A 17,733-nucleotide genomic window follows, 5' to 3' on the forward strand; every position below is an offset into this window, starting at 1 on the left:
CGCGCCAGGGTAGCGCGGCGGATCAGGCGTCGGAACGGGGCATCGGCGCGAGGCGCGTGAGCTGCGTGACGTGCCGCGGCTCGAGCTCGGCGATCGAGGCGACGCCGAGCAGCTTCATGGTGCGCTCGATCTCGCTGCGGAGGATCTCGATCGTCTTGTCGACGCCCGCCCGCCCGCCGGCCATGAGGCCGTAGAGGTAGGCGCGGCCGATCAGGGTGAACTTCGCGCCGAGCGCCATCGCGGCGACGATGTCGGCGCCGTTCATGATGCCGGTGTCGACCATGATCGTCGCGTCCTTGCCGACCTCGCGCACCACGGTGGGCAGCAGGTGGAAGGGGATCGGCGCCCGGTCGAGCTGGCGCCCACCGTGGTTCGACAGGATGATGCCGTCGACGCCGTGGTCGATGAGGCGCTTCGCGTCGGCGACGTTCTGCACACCCTTGATGACGATCTTGCCGGGCCAGATGCCGCGGATGATCTCGAGGTCCTCGTAGCTGATCGTCGGGTCCATCGCCGCGTTGAGCAGATCGCCGACGGTGCCGCCGGTGGCTGAGAGCGACGCGAACTCGAGCTTCGGCGTGGTGAGGAAGTCGATCCACCACCACGGCCGCGGGATCGCGTTGACGATCGTGCCGAGGGTGAGCTGCGGCGGGATCGAGAACCCGTTGCGCTTGTCGCGCAGACGCGCGCCGGCCACGGGGGTGTCGACGGTGAACTGCAGGGTGTCGAAACCGGCCTCGGCGGCGCGCTTCGCGAGCCCGTAGGAGATTTCGCGCTCGCGCATCACGTAGAGCTGGAACCAGTTGCGTCCGTGCGGGTTCGCCGCCTTCACGCCCTCGATCGAGGTCGTGCCGAGGGTCGACAGGGTGAATGGGATGCCGGCGGCCCCCGCCGCACCCGCGCCCGCGACCTCGCCCTCGGTCTGCATGAGCCGGGTGAACCCGGTCGGCGCGATGCCGAAGGGGAGCGCGGACGGTCCGCCGAGGATCTCGACGGACGTGTCGACGTTCTCGGCGGGCCGGAGGACGTCGGGGTGGAACTCGACGTCCTCAAACGCCTGGCGCGCGCGGGCGAGCGAGGTCTCGCCCTCCGCAGCGCCGTCGGTGTAGTCGAACGCGGCCTTGGGGGTGCGTCGCTTCGCGATCGTGCGGAGGTCCGCGATCGTGAACGCGGCATCCAGCCGTCGCTTCGTGCCGTTCAGCTCGGGCTTCTTGAACTGCATGAGCTCGAGCAGCTCGACCGGCTTCGGGAATTGACGCTGCACCATGGCAACCATCCTCCTCTGGAGTGATCCGACGCGGGCCGGGATTAACGCAGGAACGCGGCGGCGACGCCGGAGTCGACGGGGATGTGGAGCCCGGTCGTGCGTGAGAGTTCCGGTCCGGTCAGCACGTAGACGGCGTCGGCGACGTTCTCGGGGACGACCTCGCGCTTGAGGATCGTGCGGTTCGCGTAGAACTGGCCGAGGTCCTTCTCCTCGACGCCGTACGTGGCGGCGCGGTTGGCGCCCCAGCCGGCGGCGAAGATGCCCGAGCCGCGGACGACGCCGTCGGGGTTGATGCCGTTGACGCGCACGCCGTGCTCGCCGAGCTCGACGGCCAGCAGACGCACCTGGTGGGCCTGGTCGGCCTTGGTCGCCGAGTAGGCGATGTTGTTCGGGCCGGCGAAGACGGAGTTCTTCGACGAGATGTAGATCACGTCGCCGCCCATCTTCTGCTCGATGAGCGCCTTCGCGGCGGCCTTCGCGACGAGGAACGAGCCCTTCGCCATGACATCGTGCTGCAGGTCCCAGTCCTTCTCGGTGGTCTCGAGCAGCGGCTTCGACAGCGACAGGCCCGCGTTGTTGACGACGAGGTCGACACCGCCGAAGGCGAGGACGGTCGCATCGATCGCGGCCTGCACACCCGCGGCATCCGCCACGTTCGCGGCCACGCCGATGGCGACGTCCGTGCCGCCGAGCTCGGCGGCGGCGGCCTGTGCCTTCTCGAGGTCGAGGTCGGCGACGACGACGCACGCGCCTTCGGCGGCGAGACGGGTGGCGATGGCCTTGCCGATGCCCGAGGCCGCGCCCGTGACGAACGCGATGCGCCCCTGATGGGTCTTGGGCTTCGGCATCCGCTGCAGTTTCGCCTCTTCGAGCGCCCAGTACTCGATGCGGAACTTCTCGGCGTCGGAGATGGGGGAGTAGGTCGAGAGGGCCTCGGCGCCGCGCATGACGTTGATCGCGTTGACGTAGAACTCGCCGGCGACGCGGGCGGTCTGCTTGTTCGCGCCGTAGCTGAACATCCCGACGCCGGGGACGAGCACGATGAGCGGGTCGGCGCCGCGGATCGCGGGGGAGTCCGCCGTCGCGTGGGCGTCGTAATACGCCTGGTAGTCGGCGCGGTAGGCCTCGTGCAGGTCGCGCAGGCGCGCGATCGAGTCCTCGACGGACGCGGATGCCGGCAGGTCGAGGATGAGCGGCTTGACCTTCGTGCGGAGGAAGTGATCGGGGCAGCTCGTGCCGAGCTCCGCGAGGGCGGGAGCCTTCTCGGAGGCGAGGAAGTCGAGGACGACGTCGCTGTCGGTGTAGTGGCCGACCATCGGCTTGTCCGTCGACGCGAGCCCGCGGATCGTCGGGGCGAGCGCCGCGGCCTTCGCGTGACGCTCTTCCTCCGACAGCGCCTCGAAGCCGGAGCGGATGCCGCCGAAGGGCTGCGGCGCACCGTGGGCGTCGATGTGGGCCTGGGCGGTTTCGATGATCCAGAGGCTGTTGCGCTCCGCCTCTTCTGACGTGTCACCCCAGGCGGTGATGCCGTGTCCGCCGAGGATGCAGCCGATCGCGTCGGGGTTCTCGGCCTTGATGGCGGCGATGTCGAGGCCGAGCTGGAAGCCGGGGCGGCGCCACGGGACCCAGGCGACCTTCTCGCCGAAGATCTCGGCGGTCAGCTTCTCGCCGTCGGCGGCGGTCGCGATCGCGATGCCCGCGTCGGGGTGGAGGTGGTCGACGTGGGCGGCATCCACCAGTCCGTGCATGGCGGTGTCGATCGAGGGAGCCGCGCCGCCCTTGCCGTGCAGGCAGTAGTCGAAGGCGGCGACCATCTCGTCCTCGCGCTCGACGCCGGGGTAGACGTCGACGAGGGCGCGCATGCGGTCGAGGCGGAGGACGGCGAGCCCTTCCGGCTTCAGGGTGCCGAGGTCGCCGCCGGAGCCCTTGACCCACAGGAGCTCGACGGGCTCGCCGGTGACGGGGTCGGTGTCGGTGCCCTTGGCGGACGTGTTGCCGCCCGCGTAGTTGGTGACCCTGGGGTCGGATCCGAGGCGGTTGCTGCGCGCAATGAGTTCGGCGGCGGCCGTGGGCGTGGGGGACATCGACTCTCCTGCGAGGCTCAGACGTGAAAGATCTTGTGAAACCTTTCACAATCTAACAGGCTCAGCGGATGTCGACCAGCCCCCGGAAGGCGGAGAGCCGCTCGTCGGCGGGGTCGAGCTCGGTCACGAGCAGGTCGACGTCGGTCCAGGCGAGGGCGCGCGCGACGGCGAGGCGCTCGAGCTTCGACGAGTCCGCGAGCACGACGGTCTCGTCCGCACGCGTCGAGAGGACGCGCTTGACCTCGGCTTCTTCGAGGGTCGTCTCGCTCGTGCCGAACGACGGGTCGAGGGCGGCAGCGCTCGTGAAGAAGCGGTCGTAGTGGAAGCGGCTCGCGCTCTCGCACGCCTGCGCGCCGACGAAGCTTCCGGTGCGGGGTTCCAGGCGGCCGCCGAGGAGGATCGCGTCGATGGCAGGTCGCCCCTGAGCTGCGCGAAGGTTGTCGTACGAGTTCGTGACGACGAGCAGTTCGTCACTGTCGTCGAGGGTCGAGATGAGTGCGCCGACGGTGGAGGAGGCATCCATCGCCGCGGCACCGCCGTGGGGGAGCAGGTCGTGCGCCTTGCGGGCGATCTCGGCCTTGGCGCCGCCGCGCGCGGCGATCCGGGCGGTGAAGTCCTGCGGCACGATGGCGGCGACCGCGCCGCCGCGGACCCGCCGCGCGAGCCCTTCGCGGACGAGGTCGTCGAGGTCGCGCCGGACGGTCATCGCCGAGACGCCGAGCGCCTCGGCGGCCGGCTCGAGTCGGACGCTGCCGGACTCGGCGAGCATCTCGAGGAGGAGCGACCGCCGTTCGGCGCTGAGCAACTGCGGCATGCGATCAGGGTAACCGGGTGCCGCGGCGACCTTAGGCTCGAATGGTGAGCGAGCGTCCGGGGGTCATGTGCCCCACCTGCGGGGATCCGCTGCGGTTCGAGATCCTCGACGACGAGCGGTTCACGGTCGCGTGGTCGTGCCTCAACTGCGGGCTCGTGCGCGTGACAGAGCCGCGCTGAGTCAGCGCAGGCGTTCGGCTCGGTGTGCCTGCTCCCGCACCCATGACACGAACCGCTCGCGGTGCTCGCGGTGAGGTCCTGCGTCGTGGAGGAACCCGTCCAGGGCCTCGTCGAGCTCGTCACTCGGACCGGCATCCATCAAGAGGAGGGAACGGGCTTTCCACAACGGCCCGCCGGGTGAACGGGGTGAGCCGAATCCAAGGTCACCTTTCCTCACGCTGGCGAGCATGCCCTCCGGTGTGATCACCGAATCCAGGCGGGACCATCCCCCATCCGCCATCTGCTGCAGCATGTCTTGAACGGCCGTCGACGCCGATGCGTCGTCGTAGACGTCCCACCAGTCCGCGCGGATCGCACCCGGTGACGAGGGCTCGTATCGGTCGAAGTAGGGGCCCATGCCATTCGGGACCTTCCGCGGATCCACGGGATACCCCCGTGCTGCTTGCCACCGAAGGTATGGTTCCGGGACGACCGAGATGTTGAGCACGCACATCACGCGCGACGCCGTACTGGAAGAGGACGTCTGGACGTTCACGACGGCGACGTAGTCGGCTTCGCTCACCTTGCGCCACGTGGGCGCCGAGCCGCGATAGCCCTGCGCTCGCGCCGCGGGACCGAACTGATCACGAAGCGCTGTCCGCAGGTGGATCTGGGCAGTCACGACGTGATCATTTCAGAACCACGGCCGGGCTCGTGAGTTCGCAGAGCATCGCCCCAACTGGCCGCTTGCCGCGTTCCACCCGACGATGGATCTCGATGACCTCGAACCCGGCGGCGTCCAGCACGCGCTGCAGGTCGCTCGCGCGCCAGCGGTAGCCACGCGTGACCGCGTGGTCGAACGCCTCGGTCGCGTCGGCGTCGAAGTAGCCGAGCAGCAGGGATCCGCCGGGCCGCAGCACTCGCGCGAACTCGGCCAGCGGCACCTCGATATCGGACGGCTGGTGGTGGATCGTAGAGAACCAGGCGAGGATGCCGCCGATCGCGGCATCCGGTTCGTCGATCGCCTCGATACTCTCGACGTCGAACCGGGTGGCCGGGTGGGCAGCGCGGGCGTGGTCGATGAACTCCGGCACGAGGTCGATCCCGCGGATCTCGGCGCCCCGCTCCGCGAGGTGCTGCGTCCAGTGACCCGGCCCACAGCCGGCGTCGATGAGCCGACCGGATGCCGCAGTTCCCCACGTCTCGATGAGGTGGCGATCCGCGTGGTGCATCGCGCTCACGGATCCGAGCGCGTCCACGTACTCCGCTGCCCGGTGGGCGTAGGCGGCGGTCGTGCGGGTCATCCTGCGAGGCTATCGACCACGTCGGACCTGTGTCAGGATGCGGCGGTATGAGCACCGGCTACGACTGGACGATCCGCATCCCCGGTCCTGAGGCCGACCAGCTCACCAGCCACCAGCAGACCCTCCTGGATCTCGTGGAGGCGGAACTGCCCGCGTCTCGTGGAGAGCCGCACGACGTCTCGGCGCTCGAAGCTCGCGTGACGCCGATCGTCCACGAACTCGTTCGATCCGGACTCACCGCCGAGCAGATCGCCGACCACAGCCGGCTCCGCCCGGCCTTCGTGACGCGGATCGCCAGCGCCGATGCGTGAGACGATCCCGAAGTGAAGATCACCCAGGTCCGCAACGCCACTCTGCTGCTCGAGGTCGGCGGCATCCGCGTGCTCGTCGATCCCATGCTGGGGGCGAGGGGCTCGCAGCCCGGCTTCGCCAGTGAGCGCCGCAATCCGCTGGTCGACCTCGTCGTCCCGCTTGCGGATCTGCTGGCGCCAGACATCGTGGTGGTGACGCACACGCATTCCGATCATTGGGATGCCGCGGCCGCCGCGCTCCTGCCGCGTGAGGTTCCCGTTCTCGTCCAGCACGCCGAGGACGCCGCGGTGATCGGTGATGCCGGCTTCACTCAGGTGATCGTCCTCGACGAGCAGACGACGCTGGGCGGCGTGACCTTCACGCGCACGGGCGGGCAGCACGGCTCCGACGCGACGCTCGCCGCGGCCCCGCGACTGGGAGAGGTCATGGGGGTGGTCATCGCGCATTCCGCGGAGCCGACCCTCTACGTCGCCGGCGACACCGTCTACCACCCGGCCGTCGAGGCGGCGCTCGCCGCCCACCGGCCGGACGTCGTCGTCCTGAACACGGGCGAAGCCGTGCTCCCCGGCCTGGACCCGATCCTCATGGGCGCCGAGGACGTCGTGCGGGTGCACGGCCTCGCCCCCGACGCCCGCATCGTCGCCGTCCACATGGAGGCGCTCGACCACTGCACCGTGACCCGCGCCGATGTGCGCGCGACGGCAGAGGCGCAGGGAATCACCGCGGCCGTCCACGTTCCGGAGGACGGCGACACGCTGACTGTCTGATCAGCGGGGGCGCCCGAACGTCGGGATACGGTCGAGGACGACGGGCTGTTCCAGCCCGGTCCCGGCGACGCCAGACCGTCCCACCCGACGACGCTCCGGCTTCTGCCGCTGCCGCGGATCCGTGGCCAGTTCGCTCAGTACTCGCGCGCCCTTCGTGCGGTCTTCCCTCGCTCGAAGGAGCACCACCATGCCCTCGTCGACCCCGCCCCGTGCGGCCTCGGACACCACGATCGTGAAGACGGGGCGTCACAGGAAGCTTTGGTGGATCGCTCTCGCACTGGTCCTGGTGATCGCGATCATCGTCCTCTCGCCGATCATCTGCACCCTCGCCGTCGCCGTCGCGATCACCGCAGGAGTGTCGCTCGGCAAGAAGACCCCGACGTTCCTGCGGTTCAGGACGCCGGCCACCGCCGCACGTGCGCTGATCATCTCCGTCGTCGTCGCGCTGCTGTCATCCGGTATGGCGAACCTCGTCCTGCCGCGGGCGCACACGACGGTGGACGAGGCGCCCGTCGCCTTCGCGCCGGCATCTCCGGCCGCCGACGAGGCGGTCGCGGTCGGTGAAGATCAGCCGGAGTACGCGGCTCCGGCCGACACCGTCACGCCAGAGCCGGGTACCGCTCTGGCGGCCCTCGAGACCCTCGAGGTGAAGGGGCGTGCCCCCAAGACGGGCTACGACCGCGACGAGTTCGGACAGCGCTGGAAGGACATCGACCACAACGGATGCGGGCAGCGCGACGACGTCCTCGCCCGCGACCTCGCGGGCGTGCAGAAGGACGGGCGATGCGTCGTGACCTCGGGCATTCTGGACGATCCGTTCACGGGCGAGCGCGTCGCGTTCGAGCGCGGCGAGGACACCTCGTCGCTCGTGCAGATCGACCACGTCGTTCCCTTGTCGGATGCCTGGCAGAAGGGCGCGCAGCAACTCACCGCGCACCAGCGCGAGACCCTGGGGAACGACCCGCTCAACCTTCTCGCCGTCGACGGTGCCGCGAACGCGCAGAAGAACGACAGCGACGCCGCGACGTGGCTGCCGAAGAACACGGGGTTCCGGTGCGCCTACGTCGCGCGCCAGGTGTCGGTGAAGGTCGCGTACGAACTGTGGGTCACGTATGCCGAGCGCGACGCGCTCGAGCGCATCCTGACGGGGTGCCCGACGGAGCGACTGCTGACGTCGGACTACGCCGCGGACGCCATGGCGATCGCCGCCGAGCCCGCGGCGAAGCCCAGCCCGAGCATCGCGCCGGCGCCGAATCCGCAGCCCACGCATGAGTCGAAGCCCGCGCCTGCGCCCGCGAAGCCTGCGCCGCCGGCGGACGTGTACTACAAGAACTGCACCGCGGCCCGCGAAGCCGGGGCCGCTCCCGTGCGCCGAGGCGACCCTGGGTACGCGAAGCACCTCGACCGGGACGGCGACGGCGTCGGCTGCGAGTAGCGACGGTCGACAGACGAGTCGGTGGCGACCACACTGGTCGCATGGATCCCCTGACGAGCGCCGTGCTCTTCGTCACCGTGTTCGCCGCCGGCTCGTACGTCCTCTACTGGGTCGTCCGCAAGGCCGTCGCGCACGGCATCCAGGAAGCGCGTCGCGCCACGGAGGGTCAGCGGGTCGACGCGGGCTGAGCGGCCGGGGCTCGTCGCCCGGAAAAGGCGAAACCCCCGCGAATAGAAGCTTCGCGAGGGTTCCTAGAACCGTTGTAACGACGGTTCGTGTGGCTCCGACGGGCGTCGATCCCGTGACCTCACGATTTTCAGTTGTATGCGCCGGGCTTGCGGGTGCTCGCGAGTGCTCGTTTGCCGCGTGATTCCACGGGAGTCGTGCTCGTTGGTCATGGCTGGTTCTCGATGGTTTCAGCCGAGTTCCCGGCCCGGGACCGGCCCGGCAGGCGGCGCCGCGAGTCCGTGTCGGGCGCCTACGGTAGCCTTCGAAAAACCGACTTGGGGGAGGTTAATCGATGGCGACAGTCCGAACTCTCGACGCCTACAGTATCCACGGGCACCTCGCGGCGGGCTCGCCAGGAGAAGTGTTGCTTGACTATCCGAGCTTTTTCGACGCTCTGGCCGCGCGGGGGGTCGGCCGGTCCCTCAAGGTCGGAACTGAGACTGTGGGTCCAGTTGACTATGTTGACCTCGGTGGCCGAATGGCGTTCCGATTCATCTCGGGCAATGACGCTGAATCGGCGGAAGCATACGACCCGAGTACCGGCACGACCATTCCGGTGGAACTAGAGCGAGAGCGGTTCATCGTGAGTTCGGCGTGGGTCGTTGTCGATCCCGAGGCGCGAATCTTGATTCTTGAACGCAAACGGCCCGGAGTTCCGGTGTATCAACTTGAGCGGTATCTCAGTGGGTTCGGGCGAAACGAGGGCTTCGACCGATTGAGCGTTTCGCTAAACCCGGTACCTAGCCCCTCGTTCGTCGAGGAGATTCTTAGCTTCGACCGCATCCGCGAAGCATCCATCACGATCCGCCGCCCGAACCATAGCTTCACCGAGTCTGCAAGGGAGGCGGTTGCCCAGATTGCCCGTGACTCGAACGCAGGGAGTGCGACCGTCCAGGTGAACGCTGAGCGCAAGGAGTCTCTCGAGAAGGACTCCGGGATCGTCGCGGACATCGTCTCTTTCGCGAAGAGTCCCATCACACCAGTGCTGAACGCGGTCGTGAAGGGCTTTCGTGCCGGGTTCGGCAAGGAGCGGACGGTGTCGTTGAAGAAGCACCAGTTGAAAGCGACTGCAACGCTGCGCGACGCAGACTCTCCGAGGCAGCAACTCGAGGCCGTCGAAGCCTCAGCGATCGTCCTCATTAACCAGGCGAAAGAGGTCGAGGAGGACGGTCTCGAAGAGATCGACTGAGACCAGATGATTCAGGAAGGGGACGGTTAGTGCCGAAGAGAGAGCCGAATCCGTCCGTCTCGCCCGCCTCCGGCGCGGCTCGCGATCTGAGCGCGATCAACCAGATCGCACCTAGGCTGTCCTCCATCGTTCTGAGCGGTTCCAGTTTCTTCGCGCTGATGGCGTCCATCCTCGCGACGGGTGGCATTGTGCTGCTGCCAGTGCGGAGCACCCCGATTGCTGATATCGCGGGAGTGGGTCTTACCTACGCTTCCGTTTCCCTCGCAGCGTGCCTGAGTGGTCTCGTGCTTTCCTTAGCTCTGCCCGGGGAGCAGCGTCTTCGTCGTTGGGCGCGAATGAAGAGCGCAAGGTCGGGCAAGAGCTTGCTCAGCGACCTTGTTTTCACCTTCTTTTGGGCTTCGTGCTGTCAGCTTGGAGTGCTGCTCGTCTGTTTCGCAGCGATCTTGTTCGGTGGCCCCCTTCTCGTGGGCGAGCCGCAGCCCCTGCCCGTTTCGCACGTGACCGCCCTCTTCGCAGGTCTTTTCGTGGGCTTCTACTCCGTGGCTCAGCTGTATGTTGTGCTGCAGACGTTGGTGCAGGTCGGCGTGCTCGTCATCCTGGAAGAGCAACAAGATTGACTCGCGATCCCCGCTCCTAAGACCGACGTTGCTGGCTTCCCCAGCGGCGCGCTTCTCTCCCGATCGTGAGATTCTGCGGACTCGGACGCTCCCTATCTGCAGTGGGGAGGATCGTCAGCAAACGCCCGTCGAGATCATCCAGCCAGCGTCGGTCGAGCGCGCTCAGATAGTTGAGTTCGCGGGCGCTGGTGGAGACCTGGATTTCGTACTGAGGCGACACTGAGATGATCCCGCGGTCGTATGCAGCGTGATGGTTCCTGCACAGCGCCAGACCATTGTCGGTTTCGTCAGAGCTGCCTGGCCATGCAACGGGCACTATGTGAGCGCCTTCGATGAGGTCGAGTCCAAGTCCACAGATCGCGCATCGATTCCGATAAGCCGTTCTAATGCGGTGGCTGAAGTCCCAAGCCCGGAACGCGAGTTTCAGCCTTCGCTCGATGGTCGAGCGAACGTGTTCTCCTGTGTCCGGCGACGGAGGGCCAGATACCTCGGTTGGCGTTGTCCACTCGCCGGCCAGTTTTTGGCTCTCATGCAGTTCCTGAACATTGAGGCAGTACGCAGCCAGGAACTGGGGCCGGAATGCGACCACTACGTCGCCACTCGCTCGTGTTCCCGCGGCGAATCCACGCTCGGCTGCGCGGTTCATGACTTCCTCTCGCACCTGGAGGGAAGGAGAGTACGAGTTGCGATGATCATGGATCGTGGGATCCCACCCAACGAACACATGATGTTGCTCGCTCCAGCCGATGATGATCAGGACTTCACCGGCTCGAGGTGTGGGCAAGTAGGTCGTCAACTGAATGCGGAACTCATCCGGTGCACGTACCTGGCCACCTCCGTGCGTTACGTTCCACGCGTAGATCCGGATGAGCGCTGGTTCGGCTAGGCGGTTCCCTCCGATGGCGTATCGAAAGGGCTTCGCGGCCTCCTGCGGCAACGCGGTGATCGATAGGCCCGAAGCGACGAGACTCTTCTCGACCCACTCGTGCAACTCGTGCGGCGACAGCAGACGGTAGGACTCATCGGGGGCCACGGCGCTGACCCTACCGTGACTCGTCGTCGACCCGCTGGCGACGCTCCCGGGCAGGCGCAGCGACCGAAGGTACGCTCGGATGTGGCTGGCGGGCGATGTCGGAGCTTCCGCGTACCGTCACAGCATTCCCGCCGGTCAGTACGAAAGGTATCCCGTGATCAATGAGCTTCCTGTGATCGATCTTTTCGCAGGTGCGGGCGGCCTTGGTATAGGCGCGCAGCGCGCCGGTGCTGATCTGCGACTCTCCGTCGACAATGACTCGTACTCGTGCGAAACGATGGCGCAGAACCCGACGCTTCATGCCGGGCGCTCGATGGTTGGAGACGTGACTACCCTGACTGGTCGTCAGCTTCGCGCGGACGCCGGGCTGCGAGCGAGCGAGGATGTAGTCGTGATCGGGGGAGCACCCTGCCAACCGTTCAGCAAGGCGGCTTACTGGGTCGATAAGGGTGAAGAGGCTGCATACCGACGCGCGCGGGCCCGCGGAGAGGCCGCAGATCGCCCGAAGGAGACACCGGCTGCCCGTCCCGACAGTAGGCGCACACTGGTGCACGAGTTCTTGCGCCTTGTCCTCGAGACCGATGCGTCAGCGTTCGTGTTTGAGAACGTGCCGAGCATTCTCCACCCTCGTAATAAGCACATCTTCGAGGCACTACGCGCAGACGCGGAGGCAGCGGGCTATTTCACCCGGACCGTCGTTGCCACTGCAACGAACTACGGTGCGCCACAGTCGCGGCAGCGGGTCTTCTTGCTGGGCTCGCTCGAGCAGACACCTTCCGAGCCGGTGGTTACCCATGCGGAGACTCCGTCGATCGACTTGCTGAAGTGGCGCACGGCTGGTGACGCTCTCGCCGAGGTCGACCCAGTCCTTGTGTCACGCGACGTAGTCGCCGTCGAGGGTCGCTGGGCTCAACATCTGCGGGAGATTCCACCCGGAATGAACTACAAGTTCCATTCGGCATGGGCAGGGCACCCGAATCCAACTTTCGAGGCCGAGACGCGCTACTGGAACTTCTTGCTGAAGCTCTCCCCGGACCGGCCGTCGTGGACGATACCCGCTAGCCCGGGTCCGTGGACCGGGCCGTTCCATTGGGACAGCCGTCGCCTGTCGGTCGCTGAACTTGCTGCGCTGCAGTCGTTTCCGGCTGGGTACACGTTTGCAGGTCCTCGACGCGAGCAGGTGCGACAGATTGGCAACGCCGTGCCGTCAGTTATGGCCGAGGCGATGGTCGCGTCGGCCATGGCGTCAGTATCTCGCTCCGAGGTGGCCGCATGAACGCGCCTATGCGCGCTGTAAGTCTCTTCTCTGGTGCAGGCGGCCTCGACCTCGGGATGAGGGATGCCGGGTTCGAGATCGTCGCAGCGGTCGACACTGATGTTTACGCCGCCAAGAGTCATGAGCGGAACTTCCCAGAGACGGCATTTTTCAACGGCAGCATCTCGGACTTCACTCAGCAGAGAGTCACCGACATGGTGGGTGCGGCAAAACTCGAGGAGGTGGACTTGCTCGTCGGCGGCCCGCCTTGCCCGCCGTTCTCAAAGAGCAGGTTCTACCGCACGGACAAACCGCGCGCGATGGAGGATCCAGTCGGAGAGGTGACCATCTCTGGTTACCTGGAGACTCTTCGCTGGCTTCGCCCTAAGACGTTCCTGCTCGAGAACGTTGCGGGTATGGCGTTCAAGGTGCACAGAGAAACACTCGACCACATCATCGCGACCGCCGAGAGTTACGGATATCGCTGTGAATACCGGGTCCTGAACGCCGCCGACTATGGGGTTCCGCAGATTCGCCAGCGATTCTTCATCGTTGGAACACTCGGTCACGGCTTCGTCTGGCCGAGTCCGACACACGAAGACCCTTCGGGCGAGGGCGTTCTTCGACCCTGGGCTACCGCGGGCTCAGTTCTCGCGGATCTTGACACAGAAGAGAATGCGTCCGATGAGGGGCACGTTGCGGGGGGGAAACATCGGGACCTCCTGAAGCAGATCCCTCCAGGCGACAACTATCTCTTCTTCACTGCAAAACGCGGGCATCCGGATCCGCAGTTCGAGTGGCGCAAACGGTACTGGTCGTTTCTCCTGAAGCTAAGCCCGGACATGCCGTCGTGGACGATCCAGGCGCGGCGCTCAAACAACATGGGCCCGTTCCACTGGAGGAGTCGCATTCTGCGCATCGAGGAAGTCAAACGCATTCAGACATTCCCGGACGACTGGTTTCTAGCAGGCAACGTTGAGCAGCAATGGCGCCAGGTAGGAAACGCGGTACCTCCCAAACTGGCGAACGCGCTTGGGACTCAGTTGGCGGCGCACGTGCAGGAGTTGACTTCGGATCGGAAAGCGGCCTGATCAGTGCCCAAGCTTCCTGCACCCAATGAGTTCACGCCAGGTCAGCTGGGTTCTCCTGACGCTGTGTTCGAGATACTCGAGCATATTGACGGGATGAAGGGAAACCGAGCGCAAGTTGTCGAGTGGATACGCGGTAGATGGTTTGCGACCTCGGCTGCGAAACGCGCGCACGACCCGAACGCTCAACTCCATCAGCAACGGAAACGCGCGAGCAACGTCGTCACTGGTATGCAGCAGTACGGGCTCCTCGATACACCACGCGACCCGTTGGTGCTTACGGAGTTGGGCTCCAGAATGCTCGCCTTCGCGGCTGAGCCTGACGAGGGGCACCGATTGTTCACGAGCTTCCTCCTTCGTGAACGCTACGGGATGGAGCTGCTCCAAATCGCGCTTGACGTGCGGTCGCGCGATGGTGCCGTTACAAAGAAGCAGATAGACGATGAGTTGCGTGCCCGCGGGTATCAAGTGTCGACCAATAGTTCGTACGCGGGGAAGCTGCGACAGTGGCTCGAGCCCTCGGGGGTTGTCGACATGTACTGGAACGTCGATCACCAGATTCTTCTGGAGTTGGGTGGTGCCACTCCAGAAGAGATTCGAAGCTGGCGGGGTCTCACGCCTCCACAGCGGGCAATAGTTGAGGTCCTGAGAGTGAGAGGCCTCGGAAACCGTACGCCGGCTCAATCGGCGGAGGTACTCGAACTGCTTCGACAGCGCGGTATCGAGTTCAACGCGGGGCTTGTCGGCAAGCAGATCTATGAGCCTCTCGTTGCCGCTGGCTTCATCGAGAGGACGCTCAAGGAGGCTGGGCGGGGTGGCAAGGGGGGAACGGTTCAACTCACCCAGCGCGCGCTGGATCTTGACGTCGCACTCATCGATGGTCTTGAGCTTGGAGACGTTCCGGCGGACCTGCAGGCGGAGTTGAACCGTTCGACCGACAGCATTCTGGCGGACCTGGACTCAGCAGACACCGGAGTGAAGGGTGTCGCACTGGAATTGCTCGCGCTTCGGGTGGCTGCCGATGTCGGGCTCATGCCTGCTGAAATGCGGCTGCGCAGCGCGCAGACCGGTGGGGCAGAAGTCGACCTGGTCGCCGAGGGCGCACATCTCCATTTCTCCCGGTGGCTGTTCCAGTGCAAGAACCAAGTGGCACCGGTGTCTCTGACGGTGCTCGCGAAAGAGATCGGTATGGCCACGCTGTTGCGTGCGCAGGTAGTTGTCATCCTCACTACCGGGGCTTTTGCGAAGTCGGTTGTCGCTTACGCGCGGGAGGCGGCCGAGGCGACCGCAATTCAGATAGTGCTACTCGACGGCGATTCGTTGGCGAACTATCGCGCTAAGGGGCCAGCAGGATTACGGGCCGAACTGCATCAGTTCGCAGTAGGGGCGCTGCGCAGGAAACGACGTCAACTCGCCGAGGTGCCCAAAGAGTAGCTGGCCGGAGCATGGAGTTGCACAGCGCCGCGAGGAGCGCCCGGACCGCAGCGGAGCGAGGACCGGACGCACCGCAGGGGCGATGCGCAACGCCGGCCGGAGGTCGGCCTTGAACGAGTAAAGAAAGTTCTCACAGCTGCTCGTCGGATGAAGAACTGCGCGCGGCGGCCGGAGTTCCGGGGAAGACGAGCGGGCCGACTTCGATCCCTGTAGGGGCACCGAGGTTTATGTCTATGATGCTCCGCGCTCGCTCGGGAGTCAGCGATGTAAATGCCGAAGTCAGGTGCTCGATGGTTGCCCCTCCGTCGATTAACGCGCGGACTGAGTCCTCTACTTGATTTGTGTAGCGGCGGATTAGGCCTTGAGTAGAGGTGTTCTGCGCCTCGGCGATGGCGCCTACGCGCGGGCGCGGCTGGTGGATCTTGTGCGCGTACGCACTGAGTGCGCTGCGAAGGTCTCGAGATGCCGCCTGCACGCGCTCCGTAGCTTCGAGGGCGGCGACCAACCTGGGCTCCGCGTCCCCGACATCGCTTGGCCAAGGGATGCTGCGCAACTTGTCTTCGCCTGCTCGGACTTCCTCGGTGAACGCGCGGATGAGCGCGACAAAGGGTTCCGGGACGCGACCCCAGTTCGGGTGTTGAGCGACAGGTTCACTGCCGACGCGAGGGTCAGGCATGCCGTAACGCTACCGCACTTGTAACGACCCTGTTGTGCATCTCACATGCATTACACCAACAAACAAATGTTTGACAACGTTGGGAGTTGATGGGAATCTGGGGCCATCAAGTTCCAACCGAAAGGACAATGCAATGGCAATCCAGTCAGCAATCCCGGTCAGCTTCGACGCGTTCTTCCCGCGCGGCGCGTTTGTCGTCGGCGAGGTTGAGCCGATCGTCAAGTGGTCCGACGACGGCGAACGTCAGGGGCAGGACCTCGACAAGAACTCGGGGCATCCGCTCTGGCAGGTTCGCGTTATCGACGCGGACCCCGATGCGCGGAAAGGGCAGGGCGAAGTCACGGTCAAGATCGCGAGCATCTCCGAGCCTCAGTTGCCTCCAGAGCTCCACGGGCTGCCGTTTCGGCCTGCCGTGTTTGAGGGACTCACCGTGACGCCCTACGTCAAGGAGGGGCAGGGCCGCCCTCGCGTCGCCTACTCCCTCCGGGCGCGCGAGATGAAGCCGGCGCCTAAGCCGAAGGGCGCCGAGTGATGCGACCCGCCCTCCCGCGAGAGTTGCGCAGCTGGGGCGACGAGATCGGCCTCCTGTTCCGCCGCTGGTGGTGGATCGCCGCGCTCGTCCTGGTCCTGTCGTGGCTCCCTCCGGTGCCGGCCGTGCAGGTCGCGTTCACCGTGGGATGCCTCGCGGTGGCCGCCCTCCTATGCCTCTGGGTTGCGACCACGGCGCATCGGATGCCTCGACGGCCAGATGAGAAATGGAAGCGGGACGTCTCCCGTAACGTCCTTGCGAGTTGGACCGCAGTTGCGGCGAGGGTCGGTCTGGGCGTTTCGGGCTATGGCGGGAACGGCCCGGTGGTTCCCGCGATCAGCACACCTGTTTGGGACGGCTGGATTTGCGCCGTCTGCGTCTCTCTTCCTCAGGGCCTCGGTCGCGAGCACCTTCAAGCTCAGGCTGACCTCCTCGCGCAGGCGTTCGCTGCCCGCCGCGCGACCGTTCACGGCGAGCACATCGGTGCGCTGGTGCTGCGACTCGAGTACGCCGATGCGCTCGAGCATCCGTTCAGCCTCGAGTTGCCTGTCGCCTGGGACGGGAAGACCGTCCCCATGGGCAAGGATGCGACCGGCTCGCTGTGGTCGCTGCGACTCGGACCCCACACTCTCGTCGCGGGCTCATCTGGAAGCGGCAAAGCCTCCCTCGTCTGGGGTCTCCTCCTAGGTCTGGCCGAGCCGATTCATCGCGGCCTCGTTGAAGTCTGGGGGATCGACCGCAAGGGCGGAATGGAGCTCGCCCTCGGTCGCGCGTTGCTGACACGCTTCGCTGCCGACGCGGAGCGCTCGGTCATCCTTCTAGAGGATGCCGTCGCCGCCATGCAGCAGCGCGCGAGTGATCTGGCCGGCAAGACCCGGCAGCACACCCCGAGCATCGACAGCCCGACGGTCGTGGTGTTGATCGACGAACTCGCTGCGCTCACCGCGTACGAGACCGATCGCGATCTGCTTCGGCGGGCCAACGCCGCACTGGCGACGCTGGCCTCTCAGGGTCGGGCGGTCGGTTTCATCGTGTTCGCCTGCCTTCAAGATCCTCGCAAGGAGACGCTGCCCGCCCGGGGCCTGTTCACGCAGACCGTCGGCCTCCGCCTTCGCGACCGCATGGAGACGGCGATGGTGCTCGGGGATGGAGCTGTCGCCGCTGGAGCTCGCTGTCATGAGATCTCTCCCACGACGCCGGGTGTCGCGTACGTGCTGCCCGAGGACGGCAGCCCTCCGGAACGTGTGCGTGCCGGCTTGATCACCGACGACATGATCCGTGACGTCGCGTCCCGGTTTGCCGCACCGCGGCAAGTCCCTGTCGTCATTCCCGAAGCGCCCACGCCTGAAGAGCGTCAACCCCGCACGCCCCGAGCCCAGCGGCGCACCTCCCGAAAGGAATCAGCATCATGAACCGGCTCCCTGCCTTCGCACCCGTCCTCGTTTCTGGCGTCTGCGCAGCACTGGCACTCTCGGGCTGTGCCACACAGCCTGAAGCCACTCGCAGTGCGCCGAGTGATCTGGCGAGTGAAACGCGCCCGGCC

The 17,733-nt window shown here is 66.1% G+C and carries 19 protein-coding genes; 12 read left to right on the top strand and 7 right to left on the bottom strand.

Annotated elements, in window-relative coordinates; genetic code table 11:
- Positions 1-22 precede the first annotated feature (22 nt).
- From MRBLMI1x_RS03775 to MRBLMI1x_RS03785, 3 genes are all read right to left on the bottom strand, one after another.
- Positions 23-1,267 (bottom strand): alpha-hydroxy acid oxidase, encoded by a 1,245-nt coding sequence (locus tag MRBLMI1x_RS03775; protein WP_116227947.1) that lies wholly within the window; start codon positions 1,265-1,267, stop codon positions 23-25.
- A gap of 41 nt (positions 1,268-1,308) precedes the next feature.
- The gene (locus MRBLMI1x_RS03780) at positions 1,309-3,351 is read right to left on the bottom strand and encodes a bifunctional aldolase/short-chain dehydrogenase (protein ID WP_363456207.1); all 2,043 of its coding nucleotides are present in this window, start codon (positions 3,349-3,351) and stop codon (positions 1,309-1,311) included.
- Between the two features lie 61 nt (positions 3,352-3,412).
- A complete protein-coding gene (locus tag MRBLMI1x_RS03785) occupies positions 3,413-4,165 on the bottom strand; it encodes a DeoR/GlpR family DNA-binding transcription regulator (RefSeq protein ID WP_363456210.1) in 753 nt (250 codons plus the stop codon).
- Between the two features lie 44 nt (positions 4,166-4,209).
- On the opposite strand from MRBLMI1x_RS03785, the gene MRBLMI1x_RS03790 reads away from it, so the two are divergent.
- Positions 4,210-4,344 carry a hypothetical protein gene (locus MRBLMI1x_RS03790; protein ID WP_256335408.1) on the top strand — a complete coding sequence of 45 codons (135 nt, stop codon included), beginning with the start codon at positions 4,210-4,212 and terminating at the stop codon, positions 4,342-4,344.
- A 1-nt stretch (position 4,345) separates the two neighbouring features.
- Here MRBLMI1x_RS03790 and MRBLMI1x_RS03795 read toward each other — a convergent pair whose 3' ends face one another.
- Both MRBLMI1x_RS03795 and MRBLMI1x_RS03800 read right to left on the bottom strand, forming a co-directional pair.
- Positions 4,346-5,005, bottom strand: coding sequence for a DUF4304 domain-containing protein (locus tag MRBLMI1x_RS03795; protein ID WP_363456213.1), 660 nt, complete (start codon positions 5,003-5,005; stop codon positions 4,346-4,348).
- Between the two features lie 7 nt (positions 5,006-5,012).
- Positions 5,013-5,627, bottom strand: coding sequence for a class I SAM-dependent methyltransferase (locus MRBLMI1x_RS03800; RefSeq protein ID WP_363456216.1), 615 nt, complete (start codon positions 5,625-5,627; stop codon positions 5,013-5,015).
- 47 nt (positions 5,628-5,674) lie between these two features.
- Here MRBLMI1x_RS03800 and MRBLMI1x_RS03805 point away from each other — a divergent pair, with 47 nt between their 5' ends.
- The 6 genes from MRBLMI1x_RS03805 to MRBLMI1x_RS03830 all read left to right on the top strand — a co-directional run bounded on the left by MRBLMI1x_RS03805 (position 5,675) and on the right by MRBLMI1x_RS03830 (position 10,175).
- The gene (locus MRBLMI1x_RS03805) at positions 5,675-5,938 is read left to right on the top strand and encodes a hypothetical protein (protein WP_363456219.1); all 264 of its coding nucleotides are present in this window, start codon (positions 5,675-5,677) and stop codon (positions 5,936-5,938) included.
- Positions 5,939-5,950: 12 nt separating this feature from the next.
- Positions 5,951-6,706, top strand: a complete 756-nt coding sequence (locus tag MRBLMI1x_RS03810; protein WP_363456222.1) for an MBL fold metallo-hydrolase — start codon at positions 5,951-5,953, stop codon at positions 6,704-6,706.
- Between the two features lie 187 nt (positions 6,707-6,893).
- A complete protein-coding gene (locus MRBLMI1x_RS03815) occupies positions 6,894-8,141 on the top strand; it encodes a GmrSD restriction endonuclease domain-containing protein (RefSeq protein WP_363456225.1) in 1,248 nt (415 codons plus the stop codon).
- 41 nt (positions 8,142-8,182) lie between these two features.
- On the top strand, positions 8,183-8,329 hold the full coding sequence (locus MRBLMI1x_RS03820) for a hypothetical protein (protein WP_363456228.1): 147 nt from the start codon (positions 8,183-8,185) through the stop codon (positions 8,327-8,329).
- A gap of 332 nt (positions 8,330-8,661) precedes the next feature.
- Positions 8,662-9,558 (top strand): hypothetical protein, encoded by an 897-nt coding sequence (locus tag MRBLMI1x_RS03825; protein WP_363456231.1) that lies wholly within the window; start codon positions 8,662-8,664, stop codon positions 9,556-9,558.
- A gap of 29 nt (positions 9,559-9,587) precedes the next feature.
- Positions 9,588-10,175 (top strand): hypothetical protein, encoded by a 588-nt coding sequence (locus MRBLMI1x_RS03830; RefSeq protein WP_363456234.1) that lies wholly within the window; start codon positions 9,588-9,590, stop codon positions 10,173-10,175.
- A 16-nt stretch (positions 10,176-10,191) separates the two neighbouring features.
- On the opposite strand, the gene MRBLMI1x_RS03835 is transcribed toward MRBLMI1x_RS03830, so the two are convergent.
- Complete coding sequence (locus tag MRBLMI1x_RS03835) at positions 10,192-11,208, bottom strand: HNH endonuclease (RefSeq protein ID WP_363456237.1); 1,017 nt, start codon at positions 11,206-11,208, stop codon at positions 10,192-10,194.
- Positions 11,209-11,287: 79 nt separating this feature from the next.
- Here MRBLMI1x_RS03835 and MRBLMI1x_RS03840 point away from each other — a divergent pair, with 79 nt between their 5' ends.
- The 3 genes from MRBLMI1x_RS03840 (at position 11,288) to MRBLMI1x_RS03850 (ending at position 14,985) form a co-directional block, all read left to right on the top strand.
- Positions 11,288-12,484 (top strand): DNA cytosine methyltransferase, encoded by a 1,197-nt coding sequence (locus MRBLMI1x_RS03840; RefSeq protein ID WP_363456240.1) that lies wholly within the window; start codon positions 11,288-11,290, stop codon positions 12,482-12,484.
- On the top strand, positions 12,481-13,554 hold the full coding sequence (locus MRBLMI1x_RS03845; protein ID WP_363456243.1) for a DNA cytosine methyltransferase: 1,074 nt from the start codon (positions 12,481-12,483) through the stop codon (positions 13,552-13,554). The genes MRBLMI1x_RS03840 and MRBLMI1x_RS03845 overlap by 4 nt, the downstream gene beginning before the upstream one ends.
- Positions 13,555-13,617: 63 nt before the next feature.
- Positions 13,618-14,985, top strand: a complete 1,368-nt coding sequence (locus tag MRBLMI1x_RS03850) for a restriction endonuclease (protein ID WP_363456246.1) — start codon at positions 13,618-13,620, stop codon at positions 14,983-14,985.
- 130 nt (positions 14,986-15,115) lie between these two features.
- On the opposite strand, the gene MRBLMI1x_RS03855 is transcribed toward MRBLMI1x_RS03850, so the two are convergent.
- The gene (locus tag MRBLMI1x_RS03855; RefSeq protein WP_363456249.1) at positions 15,116-15,661 is read right to left on the bottom strand and encodes a hypothetical protein; all 546 of its coding nucleotides are present in this window, start codon (positions 15,659-15,661) and stop codon (positions 15,116-15,118) included.
- Between the two features lie 133 nt (positions 15,662-15,794).
- Between MRBLMI1x_RS03855 and MRBLMI1x_RS03860 the strand changes: the two genes are divergently transcribed.
- Together MRBLMI1x_RS03860 and MRBLMI1x_RS03865 are read left to right on the top strand one after the other, a co-directional pair.
- Entirely contained in the window at positions 15,795-16,193 is a 399-nt protein-coding gene (locus MRBLMI1x_RS03860) for a plasmid replication, integration and excision activator (protein ID WP_363456252.1), read from the top strand.
- Positions 16,193-17,602 carry an FtsK/SpoIIIE domain-containing protein gene (locus MRBLMI1x_RS03865; RefSeq protein ID WP_363457808.1) on the top strand — a complete coding sequence of 470 codons (1,410 nt, stop codon included), beginning with the start codon at positions 16,193-16,195 and terminating at the stop codon, positions 17,600-17,602. Before MRBLMI1x_RS03860 ends, MRBLMI1x_RS03865 begins: the two co-directional genes overlap by 1 nt.
- The last annotated feature ends 131 nt before the right edge of the window (positions 17,603-17,733 follow it).

The organism is Microbacterium sp. LMI1x-1-1.1 (genome assembly GCF_040676205.1).
Classification (GTDB): Bacteria; Actinomycetota; Actinomycetes; order Actinomycetales; family Microbacteriaceae; genus Microbacterium; species Microbacterium aquilitoris.

Coding starts and splice junctions, on each gene's coding strand:
- MRBLMI1x_RS03775 (WP_116227947.1), bottom strand. CDS start 1,267: ATGGTGCAGCGTCAATTCCCGAAGCCGGTCGAGCTGCTCGAGCTCATG.
- MRBLMI1x_RS03780 (WP_363456207.1), bottom strand. CDS start 3,351: ATGTCCCCCACGCCCACGGCCGCCGCCGAACTCATTGCGCGCAGCAAC.
- MRBLMI1x_RS03785 (WP_363456210.1), bottom strand. CDS start 4,165: ATGCCGCAGTTGCTCAGCGCCGAACGGCGGTCGCTCCTCCTCGAGATG.
- MRBLMI1x_RS03800 (WP_363456216.1), bottom strand. CDS start 5,627: ATGACCCGCACGACCGCCGCCTACGCCCACCGGGCAGCGGAGTACGTG.
- MRBLMI1x_RS03805 (WP_363456219.1), top strand. CDS start 5,675: ATGAGCACCGGCTACGACTGGACGATCCGCATCCCCGGTCCTGAGGCC.
- MRBLMI1x_RS03815 (WP_363456225.1), top strand. CDS start 6,894: ATGCCCTCGTCGACCCCGCCCCGTGCGGCCTCGGACACCACGATCGTG.
- MRBLMI1x_RS03820 (WP_363456228.1), top strand. CDS start 8,183: ATGGATCCCCTGACGAGCGCCGTGCTCTTCGTCACCGTGTTCGCCGCC.
- MRBLMI1x_RS03825 (WP_363456231.1), top strand. CDS start 8,662: ATGGCGACAGTCCGAACTCTCGACGCCTACAGTATCCACGGGCACCTC.
- MRBLMI1x_RS03840 (WP_363456240.1), top strand. CDS start 11,288: ATGTGGCTGGCGGGCGATGTCGGAGCTTCCGCGTACCGTCACAGCATT.
- MRBLMI1x_RS03845 (WP_363456243.1), top strand. CDS start 12,481: ATGAACGCGCCTATGCGCGCTGTAAGTCTCTTCTCTGGTGCAGGCGGC.
- MRBLMI1x_RS03855 (WP_363456249.1), bottom strand. CDS start 15,661: ATGCCTGACCCTCGCGTCGGCAGTGAACCTGTCGCTCAACACCCGAAC.
- MRBLMI1x_RS03860 (WP_363456252.1), top strand. CDS start 15,795: ATGGCAATCCAGTCAGCAATCCCGGTCAGCTTCGACGCGTTCTTCCCG.
- MRBLMI1x_RS03865 (WP_363457808.1), top strand. CDS start 16,193: ATGCGACCCGCCCTCCCGCGAGAGTTGCGCAGCTGGGGCGACGAGATC.